Here is a 21502-nt window from a genome sequence, read left to right on the forward strand (position 1 = left end):
CCCCGGGCCTGCGGGTCAGGTCCGCTTGAGGGCTGGCGGCCAGAAGATGGCCGGATAGAACGAGTTGTCCTCGATGCCGGTCACGTGGTTGTGCGCGATCGTCGAGTTCGGTGGCAGGCAGAGCGGGATCCAGATGGCCTCGTCCAAGACGATCTGGCTGCACCGTTGGTAGATCGCCTCCATCTGCGCCGTCGTCGGCTGCTTGATCGCCTCGTCCATCAGCTCGTCGAGCTCCGGGTTCGAGTACTGATAGAAGTTCAACGGCTTGGCGCCGGTCCGCAGCAAGATCCGAAACGTGGTGTCCAGATGCAGCGCGTCACCACCGAGGAACGCCACCAACATGTCCGGCCGCTTCTCGGGTGGCTGGTTGGCAAGGTCGAACATCTCGGCCGTCGGCATCGTCCGCACGGTGACGTCGAGCCCAAGGGCGGCGAACTGGCTCTGCGCGAGCTCGGCCATCTGCTGACGCGGCGCCCCGCCCTCGGCGGCCCACGCGAGGTCGATCTTCTTCGACGCAAGCGTGGACACCATCGCCTTGAGCGCCGTGGTGTCCACCGCAGAAGGGAACGGGGCCAACGCCGGGTTGAGGGTGCGATCCGGCCACATCGCTGTCTGCGCGGAGGTCAACCCACCCCAAGAGGTGTCGACGATGGACTTGCGGTCCAGCGCGGTGAGCACGGCCTTGCGCAGCGCCTTGTCGGCGAAGATGCCCGAGTTCGGGTTGAGCCAGATCGCCTCGCCGACACCGCCGAACGAATTGACCACGGAGAATTGCGGGTTCTGTTGGTACTGAAGAACGTCCGGGATCGCGAAGCCCTTCGTGATCATGTCGAACGCGCCGGAGTCGAGCTGCAGTTTCTGCGTCGAGATGCTCGGCGTGATGTCGATGCGGATGGTCGAGAACGCGGGCTTTCCGCCCCAGTAGTCGCCGAATGCCTCCAACGTGTAGTGGCTACCTGGGACGAACTCCTTGAATGTGTACGGCCCGGTGCCTGCGTCATTGGTCTTCAGCCAATCCTGGGCAAGGTCGTCGCCCTTGGCGTTCTTGGCCACGGCGGTCGGGCTCACCGCGAACGGCTGCCACGGGCAGGCCAGGTAGTGCATGAACGCGTTGTTGGGTTCCTTGAGCGTGACGACGAACGTCGTCGGGTTCGGCGCCGCGGTCTTGGCCACACCGGTAACCATGTAGGCCGGGCCCTGATTGATCTTCCCGCGGCGCTCGAAGCTCTTCGTCCAGGACTCGGCGTCGGCGATGGTCCCGTCGTGGAACTTCACGCCGGGGTGCAGTGTGAACGTATACGTCAGCAGGTCGGGCGAGACCGTCCACGACGTCGCCAGCCCAGGGATGATCTCCGACGTGCCGGACTTGTAGCGCACCAGTCCCTCGTAGGCCGATTCCATGACCTGGACGCCCTCGCCCTCGTACATGATGTCCGGGTCGGGAACCTGCATGTCGGCGAGGAACGGCATGCGCAGCGTGAGTGTGTCACCGCCAGGTCCGCCGCCACCGCCGCCGCAGGCCGCGATCAGGGCTGCCAGGCTGAGGCCGCCGACCGTGAGACCGCTGGCCTTCAGAAACTTGCGGCGGTCCCAGTCAGCCGACGGACCGGACGAGTTGCCGTTCGAGTGTGCGTTGTCGAACACGAATGCCTCCTGCTTGGGTCATCTCTTGACCGGTGAGCACGGCGTTCGTTGGCGCGCTTTCGTCACGAGTAAATCGGCGTCGCGTGACGCATCCGCGTCGCGTCAGTACCTCTGGTATTACGCCGGGATCTCGGCTCAGAACTCGAGGAGGTTCTCCCGGAACGTGCTGTGGTTGTAGCCGTCCCGGATGAGGCCGCGCTTGCGCAGGGCGGGTGCCAGGCCGTCGGCGATCTCGGCGATGTTGCGGCGGGTGACGGTCGGCGACAGCAGGAAGCCGTCACCTCCCACCTCCTCCATCGCCTCGCCCATCTTCGATGCCACGGTGTCCGGCGAGCCGACGAAGGCCAACCCGGCATGGGTGTCGACGGTCGCGATGGCCTCCCGCAGCGTCTTGCCACGGGCACCCTCGATGAAGGTGCGCAGCGTGCTCGTCTCACCGTTGCCCCACACATCGGGCACCTCTTTGTCGAGATCGAAGGTGGAGAAGTCGAACTCGCCGCCGGAGGTGTAGCTCAGGCCCCACAACCTTCGCTCGATCGCCTTGTCGCTCCAGGCTGCGGCCTTCATGTCCTCCTCGCGGGCCTGTGCGACGCGGTCGGTGTCGCCGAGGATCGGGTCGATGAGAAAGAGGATCTTCAGCGTGCTCGGGTCGCGTCCGTACTCCTTCATCCTGCGGTGCATGTCCTGCCGGAACGCCTTCATGCCCTCGATGCTGGTGCCGTGCGCGAGCATCGACTCCGCGTACTTCGCGGCGAGATCGCGCCCGGCAGGCGAGGCACCCGCCTGCACGATGACCGGTCGGCGTTGCGGGCCGGGAATCGTGTTGAGCGGTCCCCTGGTGCGGAAGTACTTGCCCTCGAAGTCGACGGTGTGCACCTTGGTGTGATCGGCGTAGCGCGGAGTCTCCTGGTCGACGAGGACAGCGCCCTCTTCCCACGAATCCCACAGCGCGTCAACGGCTTCCATCCACTCCTTCGCCATTTCGTACCGCTCACTGTGCAGCATCAGCTCGTCGTAGCCGTACTGTTGCGCCGCGCGCGACGAGCTCCCGGTCACCACGTTGAGTCCCACCCGTCCTTCGGTCAGGTGGTCGAGGGTCGTCATCGTCCTTGCCGCCATGTACGGGTGGTAGAAGCTCGTCGACAGTGTGACGGCGATGCCGATGTGCTTCGTGCGCTGGGTCAGTAGCGGGATCAACGGGACGGGATCGCACTTCGGTGCCAGCAGCCCATACTTGAGCGTGGTCTCCATGGAGCGTCCGTAGGCGTCCTCGACCATGCTGGTGTCCTCGACCAGCAGATAGTCGAAGCGGGCGCGTTCCAGCGACGCGGCCAGGTCGACGAACAGATCGCCCTTCATCCAGTCGTGGCCGGTATTGCCCGCCCACGGATCCTGCGCCCACGTCTGCACGCTGAAACCACTGCCCATGAACCAACCCAGATGAAACATGCCGACCTCCTTCAGGTGCGACCAATGTGGCGCGGAGTTGTTTCAGCGGGCGGGGCACACGATTCCGCCCGTATTACGCTGGCTGGGTCGCCGTCGGTGTCGTCGCGGAGAACGGAGAACATGGTGGGAGACCACGATCCGGCCACCTCGGGCACGCCAACCACCGTGCTATCGGTCGGGCTGCATCCGAGCGCGATCGACTACGGCCGGTATCCCGATTTGGACGAGGCGACGATGACCGCGCGGATCGACGCGGGCGATGCCGCGCTGCGTGCAGCGGGATTCGATTTCATCGCCTGCCGGGTCCCCGCGACTCCCGATGAGGCCGAGGCGGTGGTGCGCGACTGTGCGAGCTCCCGGCCGTTTGCCGTCGCGATGATCGGTGCGGGCGTGCGGATGGCCCCCGAGCACACCGAGCTGTTCGAGCGGCTGGTCAACGTGATCAACGAAGTCGCTCCTGGTATTTCGTTCTGCTTCAACACATCACCGGAATCCACCATCGACACTTTGCGCCGGTGGGTGACGCCGACCGAGGTTCCGCGATGACCTACTGAAGTCGAGTTGGCGCCCGTCGTTACAGGTCTAAAACCAGGCGCAAGGCTGCATCGACGCGGCGCAACTCGTCGAATGTCAGCTCGCCCGAGGGGTCACCGAGGCGGTTGGAGTCGACGGCGGCGGTCTGCTCGACAAGCACCCGGGTGATTTGCCCAGCGATCTCGACCTCGGGGCGGAAGCTGGCTGCCCGCGCTGACGTGGAGGTCGGTGCCACCAACCATGTTGACAGTGGCAGTTCGTCGGATTGGACAACCACCGCGTATCGAGAACCGCCTTGCTCGTGGCCGCGGGTACCGCGTGGCGCGCGGAGTCGGTACACCTCACCACGCACGCAGTGTCTCCATATCGCGCAGGACCTGCGCCGCCTCGGCCCTGTCCTGTTCGTCGGCGGCGAGGTCTTCTGCCTCGGCACGCAGCGTCGCTGTGGCCTGGCGTCGGGCAGCGTCGATCAGGGCTGCGCGCACCGCCGTTGACACGGGTGTGCCGTCCTTGGTGAGGACCGCGAGCGCTCGCGAGGCGTCATCGTCGGGTCGGAACGTAATCGTGTCACCCATTCGACCAGTGTATTACGAAATGTAAGACATTGTTGGTGGGATGCTGCATGGGTGACGACCCCGATCGCGTGGAGGAGTGTCCGATGAAGGTGGTCAACTGTCTTGGCGGAAAGCTCGAAGTCATCGACGTCGCCGCGCCGCGACCCGCCGACGGGCAGCTGGTCCTCGACGTCCAGCGTTGCGGCATCTGCGGCTCGGACCTACACGCCAAGGACCACGCCGACGAACTGCAGGACGCCATGGTGGACGTTGGCTACGGCGATTTCATGCGCAGCGATACGCCCGTCGTGATGGGCCACGAGTTCTGCGGTGAGGTCGCCGAGCGCGGCCGTCGCGTCGCCAAGGAGTTCAAGGTCGGCGCCACGGTCGTCTCCTTCCCGCTCGTCCGCGCCAACGGCGGCGTGCATCTGACCGGTCTCTCGCCGTTGGCCCCTGGCGCCTATGCCGAACAGGTGGTGGCCGAGGCGGCGATGAGCTTCGTCGTTCCCAACGGGCTCTCCCTGGACATTGCGGCGCTGACCGAACCGATGGCGGTGGCACTTCATGCGGTCAACCGAAGCGAGATCGGCAAGCGAGATGCGGCCGTCGTGATCGGCTGCGGGCCGGTTGGGCTTGCGGTCATCTGTCACCTGAAGGCACGCGGTGTGGGCACCATCGTCGCCAGTGACCTTTCGGCCGGACGACGGGCGCTGGCCACGCGATGCGGTGCGGACGTCGTCGTCGACCCGACCGTGGACTCTCCGTACGAGGCAGCATCGTCGAAGGGCGTCATCACCGAGGCACCTGCGCTCTACGAACTCGGGATGTCCTCGATGGAGAAGCTGCGCCGGCTACCAGGTTGGTCGCATCTCTACCGCGCGGCGGATGCCTTGGGCGCCGCCGGGCCGAAGCGCCCGGTGATCTTTGAATGTGTCGGCGTGTCCGGCATCATCGACGGTGTGATCGGCGCGGCGCCGCTGAGCTCCCGGATCGTCGTGGTTGGCGTGTGCATGGGTGAGGACAAGATCCGGCCCGCGCTGGCGAACGGCAAGGAGATCGACCTGCGGTTCGTGTTCGGCTACACCCCGTTGCAGTTCCGCGACACGCTGTACATGTTGGCCGAGGGCAAGCTCGACGCGGCACCGCTGATCACCGGCACCGTCGGGCTCGACGGCGTCGCCGCTGCGTTCGACGTGCTGGCCGGCGCCGAGACCCACGCCAAGATCCTCATCGATCCCATGAGCGCAGCACTGGTGCCATGACGAATGGCCGGCGACGACGGCGTGTCGTCACCGGCCATCCGGTAGGACTCAGGCGAAGGTGACTTCGCGCGAGGCGACCGTCTTGTGACGACGGTGCAGCAAGTACGCAAGCCAACGGATGTCTAGCAACACGTGAGATCGATCCTGTCTGTTATGCGGACTTGCCAAGAATCGGCAGCAATTGGCGCCGCTCGGACATGACGTCGGAGAAGTGGTGCAGAGCCGCGGGCACGGATTCCGCAGTGGGAACGAGATCGCCGCGCAACCGCAGCACTCGCGAGACCGGTTGGCTTGCCACCAAGGACCATTCGACTGCCGCCTCGTCGCACATGTCGTCGACGGCCTCGAGGAGCGCGATGCCGTCGGCAGCGAACGAACGTACGTCGCCGAGATCCAGGACGATGGGCTTCTCGGTCAGGATGTAGTGCCGCACGCGCTCGATCAGAGCGTCGACGTTCGCATCCGTGACGTCGCCGGTGATGGAAACCACCGTCGCGAGGTGACGGCACTGCGCACGTAGCTGTGCACCGCCGCAGTCGACGGTCGGATTACCGTATCGGAACGTGGAATTCGCAGCCGATTCATTTGAACTTGCAATCACGAGGGCCTCCCTTCAGCGGCTCGACGATGGGTAACTGCCCCATGCAGTCACGACAACGTAAGGCCGAAGGTAATCCGCCAACATAAGGTACCGGGGAGTAGCCACTAATACTTCGCTAAGAGTCGGCCCCGTGCCGCCAGCAAAACAGCGCGATCAGGCGCGCCAGGGATACCCCGCTAGGCCTCGATCGGTGTGAATGCACCGCGGTACTGCGCGGCGGGATGACGCCCGCTGAGCAGGTCGTGGCCGAACAGCTTGGCCCGTGTGGTGCCCGGGGTGTACGCGCGCTGCGCCAGTCCCCGATCCTGCAGGACGGGTGTCACGTGGTCGACGAATTCTTCGTAGCTGCCGGGAATGGTGGCGTTGACGACGTTGATGCCGTCCACTCCGGCATCGCGCCACTGCTCCAGTTGATCGGCGATGGTCTCCGGCGTCCCGACGACGCGAGAATTCCGACCCTGCAGCAGCCCCAGATCCCGCACCGTCGCTTCCCGGCCCGCCACCGATTCCTCTACCCAAGCCACGATGCTGCGCACTCCGTCGGTCTGGCCGATGTCTCCGAGTGGGGTGTCCAGCGGATGGCCGCCGAAGTCGACCCCGACCGCGCCGGACAGGTGCGCCACCATGCCGTCCAGGTCGATGGCGTCGTCGAGTTCGGCCTCCTTGCGCCGGGCCTCGGATTCGGTGCTGCCGATCACGAAGTGCAGACCTTGGAAGAACTTCAGGTCGCGCGGCTTGCGTCCAGCGGCCACCACGCGGCGGCGGGTGTCGTCGATCAGATCGCGCGCCTGCGGCGGGCCCGGAGTGATGATGAACTGAGCCTCGGCATTGCGTGCCGCGAAATCCCTTCCTGCCGTTGATGATCCCGCCTGAAACAGCACGGGCGTTCGTTGTGGTGACGGTGCGACCAGGTGCGGTCCCTCGACGCGATAGCGCTTGCCGACGTGATGGATCTTGTGAATCTTGCCGAAATCACCGTGCCTTCCGCGCTCGCGATCCTGCAGTAGCGCGCCGTCGTCCCACGAGCCTTCCCAGAGCTTGTAGGCCACGTCGACGTACTCATCGGCCCAGCGGTAGCGCTCGTCGTGCTCCTCCAGTTCGTCGTAGCCGAAGTTGCGGGCACCGTTGGCCAGGGCGTTCGTGACGATGTTCCAGGCGATCCGGCCATTCGAGGCGTGATCGAGCGTGGAGATCTTGCGGGCGAAGTTGAACGGGTGCTCCTGAATCACCGAGCTGGTGATCGCGATGCCGAGATCGGTGGTGTTGTAGGCGATCGCCGATGCGATGACGCTGGGGTCGTTGCTCGGGATCTGCAGTCCGGAGTCGACGTACTTCTCGTACGAACCGCCGTAGTCGCCATACAGGCCGATGACGTCGGCGAAGAAGATGAAGTCGAACCGGCCGCGCTCGAGCACCTTCGCCAGGTGAACCCAATGGTCCAGGGAGTTGAAGTTCGTTTGGCCCGCCTCGGGCCGACGCCACACGCCTTGCAGGATGTGCGACGTCGTGTTCATCACGAAGGCGGAGAAGTGCAGCGGTGGAGCGGACATGGCGCCGAGCGTCGCTGCGTTGGCTAAGCGGCGCAACGTTTTGAATCACGTTGCGTCTGAGTGACTTTTGCGCACGGTGATCGATTCACCGTGATCGAGAGCCTTCGGATCAGTCGGCTGCACCCATAGCCTCTGCGACCAACACCATCCGAAAGGCGGCCTTGGCCGATGACATCCGACGGCGACGAACGCCGAGCGCTCGACCCGCTTCTCGAGCGTCTCGACACCTATGGCCTTGGGCGCCGGCAGTTCGCCAAACTGCTGGCGGGCAGCGCAGTTGCGCTGGGAGCGGCAGGCGCGCTGACGGCCGTCGGCCGCAGGGACAACGCGCGGGGCAACGCCGTCGCCTACACCGACGGCCAGTTCGCGCTGCTGAACTGGTCTTCGACAGGGGACTACCAGGTGCAATGGGCGAAGGCCTACCAGGACGCCGCTCGCCAGTTGGGCTACAAGAGCGTGGTGCTCGACGGCAAGAGCGACGCTGCGGTGCAGTCCAACCAGTTCAATCAGTTGCTCACCCAGAAGACCACCGCGATCTTCGTCGGACTCAACGACGCGGGTGCGCTGCCGACGCTGGCACACGATGCCAACGATCGTGGCGTGCTGTTCCAGGCTGCCTGGAATTCGCCTGCCTGGTACACGCCGTGGCACAGCGACGCCGACGGCGACAAGTACAACACCTTCCTGATGCCCGACGAGTACGTCGCGGTCGGCAAGGCCGTCGACGTGCTGGCCAAGCGGATCGGCGAGGAGGGCACGGTCGTGCGGGTCGGCGGCTACTACCCGTCGATCGACGGGTGCGAGGTGCAGCGCAGGCTCGCCGTGTACGACACCTTGAAGAAGTATCCGAAGATCAAGTTCGCGGGAGAGCTGCACGCGAAGTACGACGCAGATCTTTCGCAGCGGGCGGCGGCGTCGCTGCTGGCCCGCTACCCGGACACCGTCGGCATCGTGGCGGTCAACGACGACGCGGCGACCGGCGTCGTCGCGGGCATCGAAGCGGCAGGCAAGGTGCCTGGCAAGGACGTGTTCGTGGTCGGGGCCAACGGTTCGACCGCTGGCATCGACCGGATCGTCAAGGGCACCCAGCTGGTGACCACCGGGAACGTACCCGCCTACCCGTCATTCGTGACGCTGGCGCAGTTCCACGACCGGCTGCGCGGCTGGCAGCCGGAACCGGCCGAGCGCTTCTACGGCTGGCACGCCGAGATCATCACCCGCGACAACGTGCAGCCGTTCAAGGCGCGTTACGTCGACGGTCCGATCGGCGAGTCGTTCGACGTGCGTCTGCTGTCGCGCACCGAACACCCGAACGACTTCGACCTGCAGTTCGACGGCTATCCGGTCGAAGACCTTGAAACGATCTGGCCGGAAGTGCCCAAGCCCAAGGGATTTCAGTACCCCGAGGTGTATCTGCGGGCTCAGCGCAACGGCGACTTCGAGCGGATTCGCGAGCTGTACCAAAAGCACTACCGCTCACCGGTTCTGGGCCCCTCGCCGTACGGGAAGAGGCAAACATGAGCGTCAAGGCCAGTGAACCCCGGCTTCGGGCAACGGGAATCGTCAAGTCGTTCGGGGCCAACCGCGCGCTCAAGGGTGTCGACCTGACCGTCGGCGACGGCGAGGTCCTCGGATTGATCGGCGAGAACGGCGCGGGCAAGAGCACGATCCTCAACGTCGTGTCAGGAGTCCTTCCGTTCGACTCCGGCACCTTGCTGCTGGACGGCAGGGAGATCGCGCCCAAGTCCTATCAGGAGGCCAACCGCCTCGGTATCTTCCGGGTGTTCCAGGAGCCCGCGCTGATTGACGCCCTCGACGTCTACGAGAACGCGTTCTTCGGGTGGGAGCACCTGTTCCGTTCCCGCAGTGGCGGTCTCGACCATCGAGCACTGCGCCGGGCCGCGACGGCGGCGTTGCACGACGCCGGGGTGGACGGCATCGACGTCACGTGGGCGACCAGCCGTCTCACACCAGGGCAGAAGCAGAGCCTCGACATCGCAAGGGTCACCGCGCTCGCGCGGCTATTGGAGGTCGAGCGGCCAGTGGTGCTCTTCGACGAGCCGACGACGGCCCTCGACCAGGAGCACGAGGACAACTTCCTCCGGCTGCTGCAACGACTGCGCGGTGTCGCCGCCGTCGTCTTCGTATCGCATCGTCTGCCCGAGATCGTGGCGACGACCGACCGGATCACCGTGTTCAAGGACGGCGAATCCGTGGCCGATCGGCCGACGACGGGGACCGACGAGAACGAGCTCCACCGACTGATGGTCGGGCGGGTGCGGACCGAGAATTACTACCGCGAGCACGTTCAACGCGACGTCCCCGCTGCGACGCCACCGCGGCTGGTCATCGAATACGTGGCAGGCGCAGGCGTTCTGCTAGATGCGTCGCTGGAGGTGGCACCAGGGGAGATCGTCGGGCTTGCCGGTACCGAGGGATCCGGCAAGCGGGTGCTCGGCGAGATCATCGCAGGCGTGGTGCGCCCATCGGCAGGCCGAGTGCTGGTGAACGGGCAGGAGGTCAGCGGCGGGATCGGCGACCACGTCCGGGCAGGCATCGCCTACGTGCCGCCCGACCGCGCCGACAAGGGCCTGATCACGTCGGCGTCGATCGTCGACAACGTCCAGCTCGCCTCACTGCACGACCGTTTCGCGACTCGGCGGGTCGGACTCTGGGCCGTCGGACGCGCCAGGAAGGTCGCGCAGCGCTACGTCGACGAACTTGGCATCGTGGCGGAGAGCATCGACGCGCCGGTGTCCTCGCTGTCCGGAGGCAACGCGCAGAAGGTCCTGATCGCGAAATGGCTTCTGCGTCAACCAGATGTACTGATTCTCGACGAGCCAACCCAAGGCGTCGACACCGGTGCCCGTGAGGGCATCTACGACCTGCTGCGCGAGGTCGCCGCCTCCGGCACGACGGTGGTGCTGGTCAGTGACGACCTTCCCGAGTTGATCGGGCTGTCCAACCGCATCGCGGTGATCACCGGGGGGCGGCTGACGGCGATCGTCGACGCGCCCCCCGGCGACAAACCGGACGAACACGACCTGATTGCCCGAATGATTCCGGGCGCCACCACAACCCAAGCCGCTCCTACGACCGTCGGATGATGCCATGACCACTGAACTGACTCCCGTGATCCCCGCCGTCGACGCTCCGCCGGTCGCAGGCGAGACGCCACGCACCAAGCTGCTGGACCGCGTCAACGTCGCTCGCGACGTGCTGCCGTTGGCCGCGCTGCTCGCACTCGTCGTGTACTTCTCGGTGCGCGCGGAGGCGTTCCTGACCGCGGCCAACCTCACCCTGATCAGCGGTCAGGCCGGGATCCTATTGCTCGCGTCGCTCGGTGCGACGCTGGTGATCGTCGCTGGCAGCGTTGATCTTTCGGTCGGATCCATCGCGCTGCTGACCGGCGCCGTGTTGGCGTCGCTGATCAATGCCGGCATCGGCAACCCCGTGATGGTGCTGCTGATCGCCGTCGCGGTGGGCGCCGCGATCGGCCTGCTCAACGGCGTGGTGTTCGCCTACGGCCGGGTCCCGTCGTTCATCGCCACCCTAGGCACGCTGTCGCTGTTCGCAGGCATCGGGCTGACCGTTCTGGAGGGCAGCACGATCAACTTCACCAATCAGGGCATCCGTGACCTGGCGATCGGACAGCTCATCCCGAACGTCCAGAATGCGGCGTTGATCGCGTTGATTGCGCTGGGTGTGATCTGGTTCTTCGCACGCCGCACCAGGTTTGGTCTCTACGTCTACGCGATCGGCGGCAACGAAAGGGTCGTCGAGCTCGCCGGTGTGCGCACGCGACGGGTCAAGGTGCTGGTCCTCATCGTCTCCGGCATCACGGCAGGGCTGGCCGGGCTGCTGCTCACCGCTCAGCTGGGTGCGGCCGGGCCGACACTTGGCTCGACGATCCTTCTGGACTCGGTGGCCGCCATCGTCATCGGGGGGACCGCCTTGTCGGGCGGCGTTGGCGGTGTCGGCCGCACGGTGCTCGGCGTGCTGATCCTGACGGTTCTGTCCAACGGGCTCAACCAGATCGGCGCGGCCGACTACACGCAGACGATCATCAAGGGCCTGGTGATCATCGTCGCCGCGGTCTTCACCATGGCCTCGCAGCGCAAGCTCGTCGTTAAATGATTGTTGTCAAATGATTGAAGGGGCGCCCAGCTGCATCAGGCCCTCAGACCCAGGATCGGTTCGGATTCGACAAGGCCTTCGTCGCTCGGGCTGACGCCCTCCCCGAAGACGCGTTCGGCTTGGCGCGCCCGGAGTTCTCGGTGAGCCTCGGACGGCTTGTCGTAGCCATACCGGGCACGGGCTTCTGCCGGCGAGACGATCTCCGGGTTCACCGGGGGCACGCCGAGGAGGATGGGCGCCGCGACGGGAACCGTCATGGGGGAGATGAACTGCAGGAGTGCGAGCTGGAAGCGCGTGCTGATGTGCACGATGTGGAACGCGATCCACAGCAACGGGCGGATGGCCAAATCGGTGATCCGGCGCTGGTGAAGGCCGCTGATCTCGCGCATCCACCGCGGCATGGTCGAGATCGTGCCCGCACGAAGAGCCCGGGTGGAAAGTACTGCGACGGGCCGGGCGACCAGTGGCATCGGCGGGAGCATGACGTCGGCCTGGAGCAGGTGGTTCATCGCCTGCACCGCGATTTCGCTGCCCCTGAGCTGCGGCCGCATCTGCTCGAAGTAGGCGCGGACGCCCTCACGTGTGCGAGGCACGTCGTCGGGGGAGCAGGTCTGGAGTTCGGCTGCGGTCGCGCACTCGTCCCAGTAGCGGCCCTCCTCCTCCGGGGTAAGGGGGCCAGGACCGAATTTCTCGTAGGCCACGAGGATGGAATGCCAGGCGGTGAGGTGGATCCACAGTTGGGACGCCGGGTTGTTCGCGTCGTAGCGGTTGCCGCCGTACGGCTCCGTCCCGATCGCCTTGGAGTGAATCTTGACCAGAACGTCCGCGACGTTTGACGTTTCGCGCGATCCGCCAAATGCGACCATCGCGAAGTACCGTAGTGTCCGGTCGTAGCGGGTGCGCGGCCGCTTGTAGATGTCGTGCGTCTTGTCGACGGCGGCAATGAGGTCTGGGTCGAGTTCCTCGATCACGACTGCGCGCTGGAAACCGACCGTGAGGCTGGTCGGGTAGCTCCACACCTTCCAGGTCACCGAGTCGGGGCCGAAGAATCCGTAGTCCTCGTGGGGCTCGACCTTGCCGCGCGTCATCATCGCGAGGAAGGCGCGTCGTCCTTGCCTCTGCTTGTCGGTACCGGTGGTGGCAGGTCGTGTCATCGGATGCTCCTTTGCGAGAGAGGCACGTCGGCCCCTGTCATGTAGACGGTACTCACGGTACTGTATACCAAGGGTACTAGCGAGGGGGTCCAAGTGCTGCCGACAATCGACCTTCGTGGGGGCGTGGTCCGGCTCGGCTACGTGAGACGTCGCCGGGCGGCGCTCGTCCGTCGCGTCGTACGACGTACGGCGGCCATCGCGACGACGAACTCGTTCACGCCCGAACGTCCGGAACTGATGACGCACGGGCGGGAACGGTGTTGACGGTTCAGCCGGCGCTGACCTCGGCCGCGATGTCGTAGCGTTCGACGTAGTCCGAAGCGTTTCCCGGAGGTCATCGGCCCGCAGTCCGTAGCCCTCGAGCCGGTAACTGTGGGTGCCGAACCGTCCCTTGGGCTTTGCGTCGCCGATCTTCCCGAGATGGCGTGATGTCGATCAGCGACGCGTTGAACACGCCATCGCGCGCAAACGCCCTCGCCGCGCTGTCGAGCAGCTTGGCCTTGATGTTCGACACGTCAGATCGTCGGCCTCCATGCTCATCGTCGTACTGAGCCCCAGGCCGCTTCTGTCGGGCGACTAGCGCTTGAGCTTCTCCAGCAGATTCGGTGATTGGTGTCTGGGTGGCTGGAACTTCCCTTCTGTGAACGACTGGTTCCGCGGTCATCCGACGGCGGCGTCGAAGTCGACGACGACGCGCTCGCTGACGGGGTGTGACAGGCAGGTGAGGACGAAGTTGTTACTCGCTTCGGACTCCTCCAGTGCCATGTGGGGCACGTCGAGCATTTCGACCGTGCCGTCGCAGACCTTGGCTCGGCAACTTCCGCACGTACCGCTGAAGCAGGAGTAGGGCAGGTCGTCACGTTGGCGAATCGCTGCATCCAAGATCGTCTCGTTCGCCGACTTCATCGTGAACTCGGTCGCTCGCTCGTTGGCGTTCAGTTGGATGCTGGCAATGGCGTCCGCGGGAATCGACGACGGCGGGGCGGGGATGCCGACGCCCGTGTCGAACAGCTCGGCCTTCACCCTGCTTTCGTCGATGCCGTGGCCGTCGAGGACGCGAATAGCTGTCTCCACCATGTCGGCCGGCCCGCACAAAAGCCACTCATCGATGTCGTCGGGATTACATCCGTTGGCGAAATGGCGCTTCAGAGCGTCCGCATCGACACGGCCCTGATGGAATCCAGGTCGATCGGGCAAGCTCTGGCGGGAAAGGTGATGCTCGATGCGCATCCGTGTTCCGTAGCGCGTGCGCAGTTTTTCGAGGTCCTCACGGAACATGGTGGAGTCGACGGTCTGGTTGCCGTAGAGCAATGTGCATGCGGTATTCGGTTCTGCGTCAAGGACACTGCTGAGAATCGCCATGATGGGTGTGATGCCGCTACCCGCGGCGATCGCGACGAGAGTCCGGGGACGTCCGGCACTCGGTGAAGCTCCGAACGACCCTCGCGGTGGGGCGACCCTCACTACGTCGCCAACCTTCAGGGTGCTGAGTGCGTGTGTCGAAAAGACACCCCCATGAACCGCCTTGATCCCGATTCGGAGGCGGCCGCTGCTGGGCGGCTCGCAGATCGAATAACTGCGCCGGATGTCTTCGCCGGCAGCCTCGCCGCGGACGGTGAGATACTGACCGGGTTGGTGGGCGAACGTGTCCGCGAGTGCGCGTGGGACGTCGAACTCAACCAGAACACTGTCCGCCGTGTGCCGCTCGATGGCGGACACGCGCAGCTGGTGGTCACGCGAGCCCGCAGCGGCGTCGGGCGGGGTCGCGAACCCTTTGTCGGTCAATCCATGACCAAACACTGCGCCTCGGCTGACCTCGTCCCACAGACTCCGATCGAGGATGGCTCCTGCGGTCTCGACGCCACCGCGCAGTGTGCCGAGGATGGCGCCCCCGCAACTGGAGCTGGCGCCGGTAAGGAAGAGGCCCTTGATCTCGGTGCGGGGACCTGGCCGCAGCAGCATGTTCTTCAGCGAGAAGTCCAACCCGGCCCAAGCGCCGAACCGACTCAGCGTCCAATCCTCGTGCGACAGCATCGTCGAGGACTCCTGCCATACGATGTGGCCCTCCAGGAACGGCAAGATCTCGAGTGTCCTGCGCACTAGTGCGTCCTCGATCCGTTGCTTCTGTTCCAGGTAAGCCGGGTCGCGGTGGTATTCGACCCCGTCCAGCACCCCACCCTCGACTCCCCAGAACGAGTAGTTCTGCGGTGTAAGCGTGGTGAGCTCAAGGCTGGAATAGCCCGCGCTGCCCGGCGCGGGATCGTCCTTCAACGTGCCAGAAGTGATCCACAGAAGTGCCTTGTCAGGGTCGAAATCATCCCGCGAACTGCGGAACATCATGTCGAGCATCTCCTGGTAGTCGAGGCTCCCGATGTCGAAGATGTTCTGCGAAGGCAGGTATTCGCGCAGGTCAACGTCCACTCCGAGATACACGGAGAAGCCACATCCAGAGAGTCCGGCCTTCGCGAACCGGCGTACTCGCCGCGCCGACAGGTGCTCGGCTGGAACGAGCCCGCCATAGGTGGTCTTGATGTCGGCGTTGCTGACCACCACGGGCGCATGGATCTCCTCGCCCGTCGCGAGTCGCACGCCGTACGCGCGCCGCCGATCGACGAGAACCTGCTGAACACGGGATCGCAGGCGAATCTCGCCGCCGTGGCATCGCACCAACCGGGCCAGGGTGTGCGACAGCTTGCTGACGCTGCCGTTGATGTACCACCCGCCGGTCTTGACGTAGTGGTGCAGCCCGTAAGCGTAGATGGCGGCAGCTAGGTCCTCGCGTGGCAGCAGCACGAAGTTCGAGATGTAGCCAAGAGCGGCCCGCGCTCCTTCGCTGAGATGGTGCCGGTCGAACAGTCGTTGGAGGCTCATCACCCCGTCGCGCAGGGCTGGCAGCGCACGCGCATTCTTCATGAGAACACGCATGGTCGGACGTGGAGGTGCTCCGATCTGCTCCATGGCCTCGCCCATGCGGCGCAGCTTCCGCACGACCGTGCGAAGCGCCTCTTCTTCGCTCGGGAAGTGCTGGGCCAGCCGCTCTTCGAACGCGTCCCACCCGCGCGGGACTCGGAAGTCGAAATCGACCCCCGGCGCGACGATACGGTCGAACTCATCGGGGTCCATTTGATTGAAGGCGACCTCACCCTCAAGGCCGACACCGCGCAAGGCCATGGGAATTACCGCGTCACGTGTGCAGTCTCCGACGTAGTGCGCGCCCGTGTTGAACTCGAAGACCCGTCTGCGGTGGAATGACTGTGCGGCTCCACCGATGACGGACTGGGCTTCGAGTACCAGGACGCGCCTACCGTTCGTGCTCAAATAGGCGGCGGTGCAGAGTCCGCCGATTCCGCTGCCGATGACGATCGCGTCCCACTGCGTTGCTGCCACGGTCATGTGGTCAGCATCGTGGATGGCGCCGCGAGCTGAAAAGGGAGCACGGCACGGGATTCATCGGCGCGGGCGTGCGTATTGCACAGTCGGCGCTGGAATGGCCGCAGGACGAGCTACGAGACAAGATCCGGCCCCCGGTGCTCCTGCCGATCAGGCCCCGCGGGTGCTACGAATCTTCGGTCGCGTCGAAATACGCCAGGAGGCGCAGCGCAGTCTGGAGTTCGAACGTGCGGACGGTGACCTCGCGTTGAAGGATCTCTTCGGCGCGATGCACTTGTTGTGCAACCGTGTTGCGGTGCATATGGAGCGCCTGAGCAGTCGATAGATGGCGGCATTGATGCTCGAGGAAGGCCAGCAATGTGCAGCGCAGCCTTGCGGTGTTTGCATCCGGTGAGGCGAGTCTGCCGAGTTCGTCCTCAACGAACGTGCGCGCAGGCTCGGGGTTTTCGAGAAGCAATGACAGTAGCGAAACATCCGCGTAGGCGATGACGCACTTTGGCGAAACGCGGCCGATCGCACGCGCGCGCTCGGCTTGGCGGTAGGTGTCGCGGAAACCTTGAACTCCCGCAGCGGGGTTGCCGATGGCGATGCGGACACCCGATTGTGTGGCCAGTGCCGCCGCCGCAGCGGATTCGAGTTCGGCACGGGCAGCGCTACGAAGCCAAGTCGTCGCGAGGCCGGGGGCATCCTGCACCGTAAGGGAGCCGCGAACGGTCATGGCTGCGGTTACATCTCGCATCACTTGCCCCACCATGCGAGGGCCATCTTCGCGGGTGTCGACCACCCAGGTGCGAAAGGCGACGTGAACGCCGTCGAAATGGTAGCCGAGTGCTCGCTCCGCGCCTCGCAGATCGACTTGTTGGCCCGAGAGCACCGCCCGGACGTGGCTGTGGCGCTCGGCCAGATCGCTGCGCAGCAGCGTCTCCCGTTCCCGCTCATATTCGGCGATCACCGACGTCGTGCAGGCGTCGGTGAAGCGGAAAGCGAGTTGGCCGAGTTCCCCGAGTAACTCGACAGCCGTACCGCTGTCGGTGCATTCCGCTGCGCAAAACTGACGGATGTCCTCGTACACCCACTCGTGTCCGAGGCGGTAAGCACGAACAAGGACGTCGATGGAGACATCAGTCCAAGCCAGGCGACGGGCCAGCGCCGTGGCGGCCAACGGTGGCGCGAAGCTGTCGTGCATGCCGTGCTGGACCACTACCGCGAAGGATTCGAGATTCGCAGCGGCGGAGGCGATCTCGAGCTCGGCTAGGCCTACATCCCCCAGTTCCGGCAGCGCCGCCTGGACAACCTTGAGCTGTTGACGGCTCAACTCGTCTTTCAACCGCAACAGATGCTTCGCGTAAGTGGATGCCGACACTGGCGATTCGGCCCTCATGGCAATGCGCATCCTGCGTCGCTCGCCCGTGTGACGCGATAGTTGAATCTCTCGAGCCGCCAGCCCATCTCGTGCCTGCTGGTGACCCGCCATATTCGATCCTGCCGTATTCATCTTGCGAGTAGCGGTGATGTTGCACCGGCCGAGCACTGGCCGGGGTTGGTTCGGGCGTTGCTGCGCGATAACTACGAATCACAACTGCGGTTTTGCTGCCGACGACTTACGTTCAGAACATAGCTTATGTTATCTTTCGGTGCGATTCAAGCTCGGCGGAGCCCGGGAATCGCCGACCTGTCAGGCTCGTTTCGAGCGTCGCTGCGGCGTCCCGCCAGCGTGAGCACGCCCCCGTGTGGGACGCGGCGGCGGCCTGCGCACCGCTCGGTCGTACTCTTCCAACACGCGCATCAGTTCTGCGGGATCGACCAGGGCTCGCACCGATTGGAACCCGACGAGGATGCTGAGGCCCATGATGGCGAATACATCAGAGCGTTCGTCGTCGCGTACGACTTCTTTGATGACGGTCCGTATCGCCTCGAATCGTTCGATGTCGACGCGACGCTGAAACTGCGCGATCGCAGGATCGCCATTGCTCCACGCGCGGATCGCCGACTCCGCTGCGTGGGGCAGTTCGGTCGCCAACTTTCTCATCGTCGCCATCTTCTCGACCGGATCCGACGGAATGGAGGACAGCTCCAGGATTCGCGCCGTTTGTTCGTGCTCCCAGTAGGTCAGCAACTCGGGCGCGAACTCCGCCCAGCTACCGAAATAGTTGTAGAACGACCCCGTGGTGACGCCGAGAACCTTGCATAGCGGCGTCATCTTTAGTGCGTGATGGCCCTCGGTCGCAAGGATCGTTAGCGCGGCCTCGAAGTAGTCCTCGCGGGTGACCTGCAGGTGCACGATGTGTCCTTTGCCGTGGGATAAAAGTGCCGCGCCGAAGTGTATTCGCCCTTTGCCGTGGATCCAGGCGGACCTCTTTGCAAAGATAACATGTCTTATGTCAGCTTTCCGTCGCGGAGGGCAGGTCCTTGACGGTAACCGTCGCGTCGTCGGCAAGGACGACGCGTGTACCGCTTCGCCCCAGCATTCATCGAGGACGCCGATGGCGGCGATGGCGGGATGCTGGCGGTGGGCCTACATCTGCACGGTGAAGACCGCCCCGGAAGCGACCGCGGTGCAGATCGTGTGGTCCTCGCGGCGCGGATTACGGCACCTCGAGCATCTCGGTTCAGCTCGCGATGACGCCGAACTTGAGGGCCTTGAAAGCTGCCGTGCCCGGCTCAGTTGTGGTTGGCGTTCTGCGACCAGTCCGATCGGATGAACTCCGCACACCGCTCTCCGACGAGGATGGCCGGCGCATTGGTGTTGGCGCGGGGGATGGCGGGCAGTGCAGAAGCGTCGGCGACTCGCAAACCTGCGACGCCGCGTACCCGGAGTTTCGCGTCTAGCACACTGTCGGGCTCGTTGCCCATGGCGGCACTGCAGGCGGGATGTCCAGTTGTTCCGCAGGTTTCGCGTACCCACGCTGTCAGTGCTGCGTCGGTGACCACGTCGGGGCCTGGATGGATCTCACGTCCGAGGGCCGAAGCGAGCGGCTCCGTCGCGGCGATCTGACGGGTCATCCGGATGGCGCGGATGAATGAATCGACGTCCCCTGGCGCGGTCAGGGTATTCATCTGAATGGCGGGAGCTTCCCGTGGGTCCCGGGAGCGGGCCAGCACCGTGCCGCGGCTCCCCGGTGTCCAAAAGGATTGCAGGATTGCCGCTGCTGGTCGTACGTGCTTGCCGCGACCGAAGTCCCATACGTAGGCAGGTCCATTGATCAGTTGGAAGTCGGGGTCTACGAGTCCTGGGTGTGACCGGATGTGCGCGACGGCCTCCATGAAATTGCTGCTGAGCTTGCCGGTCCCGTGTAGCAACCACTGAACCAGCCACTTGGGGTGTTTCGCATCGGCGAGGCCGTCGAAACCCTTTGCCAGTTCCCAATTCATGTATGTCGCCGGATGATCGGCCAGATCGCGACCGACCCGTGGGGATTCGACCAACGGCGTAATCCCGACGTCACGCAAGTGGTCCGCCGATCCGATTCCCGACAGTTGCAAGAGATGCGGTGTCCCGAATGCTCCGGCGCTAAGCACGATTTCGTGGCGGGCCAGGACTATCTCCACGCGACCCCGGCGGGTGTACTCCACCGCAGTTGCGTGACCATCGCGAAGCATCACTCTGTTGACGCGAGCCCGCGTCACGATCGTGAGGTTGGGCCGTGTGCGCGCCACGTCCAGATAGCCGCGCGCTGTGCTCCAGCGACGTCCGCGCCAGATGGTGACCGGCGAGATCGCGGCGCCGTCGAGGTCTGGGCCGCCGATGTCGTCGTTGGCCGGGACGCCCGCGGCGCGCGCGGCAGCAACGAATCTCGTCGACACCGGGTCGGGAGCCGCGACGCGGGTGACGTGGATCGGACCGCCGACGCCATGTCGCGCGGATCCGAGGTAATGGTCCTCGATCCGTCGATAGACGGGTTCGACGTCGTCCCACTGCCAGCCCGGAATCGACCAGTCGTCGTAGTCCCGCCGACTGCCACGTACCCAGAGCATGGCGTTCATGGAGCTGGTGCCGCCAAGAACTCTCCCGCGCGGCTGAGCAAGGCGCCGGTTGGCGCAACCGGGTTCGGGTTCGGTGGTGAAGTCCCAGTCCGTGGCGCCGCCCATCTGCGCGCTGTAGGCCAACGGCGCGCGGACGGAGAGATGCCGATCCGAGCCACCCGCCTCGAGAAGAAGGACGCTGATGGTCGGGTCTTCCGACAGACCGGCCGCGACGGCGCTCCCCGCGGAACCTGCACCAATGACGACGACGTCGAACGAGCGGGTTCGCATCAGACCACGTTCACCGAATCGAGGAACCGCTCGCCGTAATCGATGTCGCCATCCACGGACACGGTGCGTTCGCGCCACGCGGCACGTCGGGTCGCCCATTCGGGGAATTGTTCCGCTGACGCGAAAATGGCTGCGCCAATGGGACCTTCCATGCATCCGGTCGCGATGGCGCCGTCACCGGTGACCGACCAACTGCCACCTCCCAACCCCGTCAACGTTAGTAAGACGGGTCGATCCATCCACTCGAGATGAGCGCGTTGCACCTGATTTGCAAGCACTGCCAGCATCCACTCGATGACCACTGACATCCGGTTGGCATCGGTCGGTGGGGCGACGCGACCGAGTGCGGGTGCCAAATCGAAACGAAGGTGGGTGTGCTGATCGAACACTATTGCCCCACCGAGGATCAGTCCGAGACGAAACCTGCCGAGCTCAGCGAGTGGCACGCGAAGGGCATTCAGCGGGGTTGCCGCCACGACACTCGCCAGTCGCGTGACCCGCGCGCTCCAGCGTGCGTATTCGGCCAACACGTCTCCCGGCGCCCAGCCGCGCCGGGTGTCCACCATGGCCTCGTTGGTGCGTTCGATGTCTTTGCTCCGCAACACGGTCAACGAGTCCGCGGTGAACAGACCGTGGCAACCGGCACCGAGGTGGGCGACGACGTCCTTCACCCGCCACCCGTTCGCGGAGCTCGGCGCGAGCCAATCATCGCCGGTGAGCTCTGAACAAAACCGTAAGACCTGCAGTCGCTCATCTCGCAGCGCGGATACTCGATCCGGCTCTCTCGTCTTGGGCGGCACCACTCCTCCTTTGGGTCGAGCGACGACGTCGGCGGGCCGTGCTGGTCATGTTGTTGGAAGCGGTTCGAGCGCCCTCTCGACCATTCCGCCAAGTCGTTCGGTGATCAGTTCTTCGGCCCCGGACACGATGCGCGAGATCAGCTCGTCGCACGTCGGGATGTCATCGATCAGCC

At 65.0% G+C, this 21502-nt stretch carries 17 protein-coding genes; 5 read left to right on the forward strand and 12 right to left on the reverse strand.

What is annotated here, in order from left to right:
* Positions 1–15 precede the first annotated feature (15 nt).
* Positions 16–1644 carry an ABC transporter substrate-binding protein gene (locus HNP02_RS33470; protein WP_184444959.1) on the reverse strand — a complete coding sequence of 543 codons (1629 nt, stop codon included), beginning with the start codon at positions 1642–1644 and terminating at the stop codon, positions 16–18.
* Between the two features lie 135 nt (positions 1645–1779).
* Positions 1780–3093 (reverse strand): NtaA/DmoA family FMN-dependent monooxygenase, encoded by a 1314-nt coding sequence (locus tag HNP02_RS33475; protein ID WP_184444960.1) that lies wholly within the window; start codon positions 3091–3093, stop codon positions 1780–1782.
* A gap of 120 nt (positions 3094–3213) precedes the next feature.
* Here HNP02_RS33475 and HNP02_RS33480 point away from each other — a divergent pair, with 120 nt between their 5' ends.
* Positions 3214–3639, forward strand: a complete 426-nt coding sequence (locus tag HNP02_RS33480; RefSeq protein ID WP_184444961.1) for a hypothetical protein — start codon at positions 3214–3216, stop codon at positions 3637–3639.
* 28 nt (positions 3640–3667) lie between these two features.
* Here the strand turns inward: HNP02_RS33480 and HNP02_RS33485 are convergent, their stop codons facing one another.
* On the reverse strand, positions 3668–3979 hold the full coding sequence (locus tag HNP02_RS33485; RefSeq protein WP_184444962.1) for a type II toxin-antitoxin system PemK/MazF family toxin: 312 nt from the start codon (positions 3977–3979) through the stop codon (positions 3668–3670).
* Positions 3969–4202, reverse strand: a complete 234-nt coding sequence (locus HNP02_RS43155; protein ID WP_184444963.1) for a hypothetical protein — start codon at positions 4200–4202, stop codon at positions 3969–3971. The genes HNP02_RS33485 and HNP02_RS43155 overlap by 11 nt, the downstream gene beginning before the upstream one ends.
* Before the next feature lie 83 nt (positions 4203–4285).
* Here HNP02_RS43155 and HNP02_RS33495 point away from each other — a divergent pair, with 83 nt between their 5' ends.
* On the forward strand, positions 4286–5443 hold the full coding sequence (locus tag HNP02_RS33495) for a zinc-binding dehydrogenase (RefSeq protein ID WP_184444986.1): 1158 nt from the start codon (positions 4286–4288) through the stop codon (positions 5441–5443).
* Between the two features lie 151 nt (positions 5444–5594).
* Here the strand turns inward: HNP02_RS33495 and HNP02_RS33500 are convergent, their stop codons facing one another.
* Positions 5595–6044, reverse strand: a complete 450-nt coding sequence (locus HNP02_RS33500; RefSeq protein WP_375373739.1) for an STAS domain-containing protein — start codon at positions 6042–6044, stop codon at positions 5595–5597.
* A 176-nt stretch (positions 6045–6220) separates the two neighbouring features.
* Positions 6221–7594 (reverse strand): LLM class flavin-dependent oxidoreductase, encoded by a 1374-nt coding sequence (locus tag HNP02_RS33505; protein WP_184444964.1) that lies wholly within the window; start codon positions 7592–7594, stop codon positions 6221–6223.
* 168 nt (positions 7595–7762) lie between these two features.
* Between HNP02_RS33505 and HNP02_RS33510 the strand changes: the two genes are divergently transcribed.
* Genes HNP02_RS33510 through HNP02_RS33520 form a run of 3 tightly spaced genes read left to right on the forward strand, consistent with a single transcriptional unit; the run spans position 7763 to position 11731 of the window.
* Positions 7763–9115 (forward strand): sugar ABC transporter substrate-binding protein, encoded by a 1353-nt coding sequence (locus tag HNP02_RS33510; protein ID WP_184444965.1) that lies wholly within the window; start codon positions 7763–7765, stop codon positions 9113–9115.
* Positions 9112–10701, forward strand: a complete 1590-nt coding sequence (locus HNP02_RS33515) for a sugar ABC transporter ATP-binding protein (protein WP_184444966.1) — start codon at positions 9112–9114, stop codon at positions 10699–10701. The genes HNP02_RS33510 and HNP02_RS33515 overlap by 4 nt, the downstream gene beginning before the upstream one ends.
* Before the next feature lie 4 nt (positions 10702–10705).
* Entirely contained in the window at positions 10706–11731 is a 1026-nt protein-coding gene (locus tag HNP02_RS33520) for an ABC transporter permease (RefSeq protein ID WP_255507248.1), read from the forward strand.
* 35 nt (positions 11732–11766) lie between these two features.
* Here the strand turns inward: HNP02_RS33520 and HNP02_RS33525 are convergent, their stop codons facing one another.
* The 6 genes from HNP02_RS33525 to HNP02_RS33550 form a co-directional block, all read right to left on the reverse strand.
* Positions 11767–12822, reverse strand: coding sequence for an oxygenase MpaB family protein (locus HNP02_RS33525; RefSeq protein WP_184444988.1), 1056 nt, complete (start codon positions 12820–12822; stop codon positions 11767–11769).
* Between the two features lie 723 nt (positions 12823–13545).
* Complete coding sequence (locus HNP02_RS33530; protein WP_184444967.1) at positions 13546–16278, reverse strand: FAD-dependent oxidoreductase; 2733 nt, start codon at positions 16276–16278, stop codon at positions 13546–13548.
* A gap of 163 nt (positions 16279–16441) precedes the next feature.
* On the reverse strand, positions 16442–17437 hold the full coding sequence (locus tag HNP02_RS33535) for a CdaR family transcriptional regulator (RefSeq protein ID WP_184444968.1): 996 nt from the start codon (positions 17435–17437) through the stop codon (positions 16442–16444).
* Positions 17438–17950: 513 nt separating this feature from the next.
* The gene (locus tag HNP02_RS33540) at positions 17951–18556 is read right to left on the reverse strand and encodes a TetR/AcrR family transcriptional regulator (RefSeq protein ID WP_184444969.1); all 606 of its coding nucleotides are present in this window, start codon (positions 18554–18556) and stop codon (positions 17951–17953) included.
* A 380-nt stretch (positions 18557–18936) separates the two neighbouring features.
* Positions 18937–20529, reverse strand: a complete 1593-nt coding sequence (locus HNP02_RS33545; RefSeq protein ID WP_184444970.1) for a GMC family oxidoreductase — start codon at positions 20527–20529, stop codon at positions 18937–18939.
* Positions 20529–21332 (reverse strand): maleylpyruvate isomerase N-terminal domain-containing protein, encoded by an 804-nt coding sequence (locus HNP02_RS33550; RefSeq protein WP_309241786.1) that lies wholly within the window; start codon positions 21330–21332, stop codon positions 20529–20531. The genes HNP02_RS33545 and HNP02_RS33550 overlap by 1 nt, the downstream gene beginning before the upstream one ends.
* Between the last annotated feature and the right edge of the window lie 170 nt (positions 21333–21502).

The sequence above is a fragment of the Mycobacterium sp. AZCC_0083 genome (assembly GCF_014202335.1).
Taxonomy (GTDB): Bacteria; Actinomycetota; Actinomycetes; order Mycobacteriales; family Mycobacteriaceae; genus Mycobacterium.